We start from the raw sequence: 3,764 nt of genomic DNA, 5'->3' as shown, positions 1-3,764 counted from the left end.
GTACCCGCTGCAGAGGCTGTCACCGGCGGCGAGGTACCCGCTGCAGAGGCTGTCACCGGCGGCGAGGTACCCGCTGCAGAGGCTGTCACCGGCGGCGAGGTACCCGCTGCAGAGGCTGTCACCGGCGGCGAGGTACCCGCTGCAGAGGCTGTCACCGGCGACAGCGGCCGGGCCGTGGCCAAGCCAAGCCGGGCGCGATCAGAAGAGGCCCGCTCAGTAGGGGCCCGGCCCACCGGCGCCCGGGCGACGAGGTAGCGGGTCACCTTCGGCTACGCGCCGGCGTCGCCGACGATGCCCACCGAGCACCGCGCCCGCCAGGCCGACGGCCTGGACCTGGCGGGCCCGGTGCCGCGACACCGGCACCCGCCACACGCACGCCCAGGTGTGATCTCTGCGGCGAAGTCAGACGCATAACAGGAGCCGTTCTAGGACCGGTACCGATCCCGTTGCTCGATGATCCACCGGCGTTTGCCCGATATCAGGTAGTTCGGCGATCCGAAGCTGAGGCTGTAGCTGGTGTAGGGCAATCCGGCCGTGCGCATCAGCATCTCGGCACGTTGCGAAACACTGCCCTTCAGACCGAAGTAGCTCATCAACTCGTCCACCTGCAGGCTGCCGTTGCAGAACAGGTCGTTGGCCTTGCCGACGAGCCACACCACCGCCGCCGCGGCGGTCTCCCGGCTTGCCCTTGCGGCGAAACGCCTCCGCCGGCGCCGCCAGGCGGGCCAGCAGGCGACGGCAGGCGGTCCGGTATTCGGTGTCGAGCAGATCATCGCAGCAGCGGTCGATCAAGATGAGGACTTCGCGAACCCGTTCGGCGACGTCGGGGTCGATGCGGTCCCAGCAGAACGGCTCGTCGGGCAGCGGGCGGTCGTCGAGTCCGTCAAGCGCGACCCGGCCGCCCACTTCGTTGTCGAGACACTCGAGCATGATGTCGGCGACGCTGCGATCCGATTCGTCGTCGTCCAACCCCAGTGCGGCCAGTACAGCGTCGACGCCCTGCGGTCGGGGAGTACGCACGAGGCTGCGGTATTGCGGTTCATAGTGGTCGACGGCGGCCAGGGTGTCGGCCGTGAGATCGGCTCGGACTGCGGCTTCGCCGTGCACAAAGGTGATGAACGCACGCAGAATCTCAGGCACCAGATCCAGGTAGTCCGCCGCTGCCAGCACCTTCCGAGGAAGCCAATCCATCAGCAGGAGTTCGACTTTCACCGGACTCCAGCGCATCGGGTCGCCCGTGCTGTAGTCGGTCGCGAACCATAGCAACGATTCCAGCATCGCGCGGCGATCGGAGTCGTCGAGCTGAGAGCCGGCGTCCGACCGGAAGAACCGGTCAGCCAGATCATCGAGGGAATCCGACTCCCATTGCAGCCCAGGCCACCCGGACCCTCCACGGGGAAGGCGTCGGATCAACCACTCGACCAGTGCGCGGCAGGCCGGCCACGTGTCGGTCTCGAAGGGCGGATAGGTCATCGCGGCCCGGTCGATCGCGGCCTCGATCCGCGCCCTGGCGTCGGCGAGGTCGAGGTCGGTGAATGTGGTGTCGGGGTCCTCGTTGACCTCACGGTATTTCGCCACGACCGTGTCGAACGATTCGGAGATCGTGAACGCGTCCTTGACCAGGGTTCCCAGGTTGTGGTCGACGTACACCGTGATGGTGCCGCTTCGACCGCCGGGCAGATCCACTCCGAGGATGATGTTGTCGCCGTCGCCCAGAATGTGACCCATCAGCAGCGCCCGGCTGATCCGGGTGGCGCCGAGGTCGGCCAGCCATGCCGGCTGTAGCCGCGGTCGCGCCGCCAATTCCCGTCGGATTCGCGCGCACAGCACATCGTCGTCGCTGATCATCTCGGCGAGCGCTGCCAGCAGCGCCGAGGTTTCGGGGCATGGCACGTCGAGGAACGTGGGGAGCAACTCCTCGCGTCGGATCGATGTCTGCTCCTGCGGCCCGGCGAACGGGTCGACGCGGCGCGGATCGGTCATGTACATCAGCATGCTGACGTAGGTGAGCAGGTTCAGCGGGTCGGGATCAGCCATTGCGCTGCTCACGTGATCGAGCAGCGAAGACTCCCCCGATGGCGGCCCGGATCGCCGATGCGGGCGGCGCGCCTTGGAACTGGTGGGCTTGCGGCTTCGACGGCCGCGACTTTCGGGCATGCCGGAAGACTACGACGGGCACTCCGAACTCACTTGACCAGTTTGATCTCGCAACGCAGGCCTGCCGCGCGGGACAGCCGAGCGTCGGCCGTCAACAGCGGGATCGCGAGAGCTTCAGCCAAGGCGACATACGCCGCGTCGTACACAGTGACGGTATTCCTCAGTTCCCAACAACGCTGCAGCACCAGCCGATGCGACATACGGCGCAGGGGCAGTGCCGCCAAGTCCGAAACCGCCAGTGCGGCATGCCGGGCCGTCATCTCTCCGGCTGCCACCTGCCGGCGCCACACCGACAGCACTTCGAGATCGACCAACTCGGGAGCAGCGAGCACCTCATCGGCGACAGCGCCCCGGGCGCTGCTGCCGTCGGCGCCGTCGTCCCCGAGTGCGACCGCCAGCACACTTGCGTCAACGACGATCACGGTCGCTCCGGACGGCTCTGGCCGCCGTCGACAGCGGCACCGAGCCTCCGGTACGTTTTGCGGCCCGTTCGAGCACTTCCTCCAGGGTCGGGGTGGCGGCCTCCTCGATCAGCCGACTGCGCAGGTACTCCTGAAGCGACTGGTGCGCGCGCGCCGCGCGTTGCCGCAGGACCGCGTGGGTCTCCTCCGGAACATCCTTGATCTGCACACTCGTCATGGCGCCATTTTGGCGCTGGTGGCGCCAGAGTGCAAGTGCAGCTGCACCGGCGCAGTCACAGAAGAGGTGATCGGCGGGTCGGCTTCACCCGCCGGCCGGCGGGTGGGCGCTGGCCGCTCAGTGCCCTAGGCAACTGACGGCCGCCACGGTCGGCTGGGTGATGGAGTCGTAGGTAGCCACCTGGGCTGCCCGCGTCAGCGGGTTGAGCATGTTGGGGGACGTTCCCGGGACGGGCGCCGTCACACAGGTCGCGGTGCCCATGGCCGCCTGGGCTTGGGCGGGCGCCCCCAGGGCGAGGCCACCGGCCAGGATTCCGGCGGCGATGGCCGGTCCGGTCAGTGCGGTGGCGATGCGGCGGGTGATGTTGGCGTTCATGTCAGTTCCTTTTGTTCGAAGTTTTCGTCCCGGCTTGCTTTGTCTGTGCCGGTGACGTCCACTCTGCGGCGCGCTGGCCGCCACGACTGTCGACCGTTCGGGCGTTATCGGAGATGACAACCGCGTCCACCGATTGGGGGAAACCAGAGCCCGCGGGTGACGCCGCCAAGCCCTTCTACAGCCAAGCCCCTCTACACAAGCAGGCGCTGATGACCCGCGAGTTCGGCCTCAACCGCAACTGATCGACAGCATGCTCCCCGTCGGCACCCGCATTTACGATCGCCGGCCGTCCAGCAGCAGATCACAAGCGCCGATAGCCAACTGGCGTAACCAGATCCGCGCAGGTCCGCAGCCGAGGAGCTCGGATTGCGCAGTTGGAGGTTTCGTCGACTTCAGGAGATGAAGCCCGATCTTGAAAGGGAACCAAACATGAGGATCGTGAAAGTACGGATCGCCGCGGCGGCTGGCTTCTTGGCGGTGATGGTGGCACTGGCGGCAGCACCGGTGAACGCTGGACGCTGAAAACCACCCCGGTTTGCGGTAGGCAAGATGACCGGTGGGAAACCACCATCACTTTTGCCCGCCTCGCAGCG

Annotated in this window: 7 protein-coding genes; 2 read left to right on the top strand and 5 right to left on the bottom strand. The window is 67.1% G+C overall.

Annotation, left to right across the window (positions count from 1 at the left end):
• Positions 1-255 (top strand): hypothetical protein (locus ADBZ5N_RS17930; protein WP_526259792.1); only part of this gene is annotated, 255 nt, incomplete at its 5' end.
• Positions 256-402: 147 nt separating this feature from the next.
• On the opposite strand, the gene ADBZ5N_RS17925 is transcribed toward ADBZ5N_RS17930, so the two are convergent.
• From ADBZ5N_RS17925 to ADBZ5N_RS17910, 4 genes are all read right to left on the bottom strand, one after another.
• Positions 403-2,157: a hypothetical protein gene (locus tag ADBZ5N_RS17925; RefSeq protein WP_526259790.1), complete on the bottom strand. Its 1,755-nt coding sequence runs from the start codon at positions 2,155-2,157 to the stop codon at positions 403-405.
• 29 nt (positions 2,158-2,186) lie between these two features.
• Positions 2,187-2,579, bottom strand: a complete 393-nt coding sequence (locus tag ADBZ5N_RS17920; protein ID WP_526259788.1) for a type II toxin-antitoxin system VapC family toxin — start codon at positions 2,577-2,579, stop codon at positions 2,187-2,189.
• Positions 2,566-2,796 carry a FitA-like ribbon-helix-helix domain-containing protein gene (locus tag ADBZ5N_RS17915; protein WP_526259786.1) on the bottom strand — a complete coding sequence of 77 codons (231 nt, stop codon included), beginning with the start codon at positions 2,794-2,796 and terminating at the stop codon, positions 2,566-2,568. Before ADBZ5N_RS17915 ends, ADBZ5N_RS17920 begins: the two co-directional genes overlap by 14 nt.
• 117 nt (positions 2,797-2,913) lie before the next feature.
• Complete coding sequence (locus ADBZ5N_RS17910) at positions 2,914-3,171, bottom strand: hypothetical protein (protein WP_526259784.1); 258 nt, start codon at positions 3,169-3,171, stop codon at positions 2,914-2,916.
• A 113-nt stretch (positions 3,172-3,284) separates the two neighbouring features.
• Here ADBZ5N_RS17910 and ADBZ5N_RS17905 point away from each other — a divergent pair, with 113 nt between their 5' ends.
• The gene (locus tag ADBZ5N_RS17905; protein WP_526259782.1) at positions 3,285-3,413 is read left to right on the top strand and encodes a hypothetical protein; all 129 of its coding nucleotides are present in this window, start codon (positions 3,285-3,287) and stop codon (positions 3,411-3,413) included.
• Positions 3,414-3,563: 150 nt separating this feature from the next.
• On the opposite strand, the gene ADBZ5N_RS17900 is transcribed toward ADBZ5N_RS17905, so the two are convergent.
• On the bottom strand, positions 3,564-3,764 hold a 201-nt coding region (locus ADBZ5N_RS17900), incomplete at its 5' end, for a hypothetical protein (RefSeq protein WP_526259780.1).

It is taken from the genome of Mycobacterium sp. (assembly GCF_044370595.1).
Classification (GTDB): Bacteria; Actinomycetota; Actinomycetes; order Mycobacteriales; family Mycobacteriaceae; genus Mycobacterium.
Note: the sequence above shows the minus strand (reverse complement) of the source record. Positions and strands in the feature narration are given on the sequence as shown.

Excerpts from the sequence above, each read along its gene's own strand:
- ADBZ5N_RS17925 (WP_526259790.1), bottom strand. The coding sequence starts at position 2,157 with ATGCCCGAAAGTCGCGGCCGTCGAAGCCGCAAGCCCACCAGTTCCAAG.
- ADBZ5N_RS17905 (WP_526259782.1), top strand. The coding sequence starts at position 3,285 with ATGACAACCGCGTCCACCGATTGGGGGAAACCAGAGCCCGCGGGTGAC.
- ADBZ5N_RS17915 (WP_526259786.1), bottom strand. The coding sequence starts at position 2,796 with ATGACGAGTGTGCAGATCAAGGATGTTCCGGAGGAGACCCACGCGGTC.
- ADBZ5N_RS17910 (WP_526259784.1), bottom strand. The coding sequence starts at position 3,171 with ATGAACGCCAACATCACCCGCCGCATCGCCACCGCACTGACCGGACCG.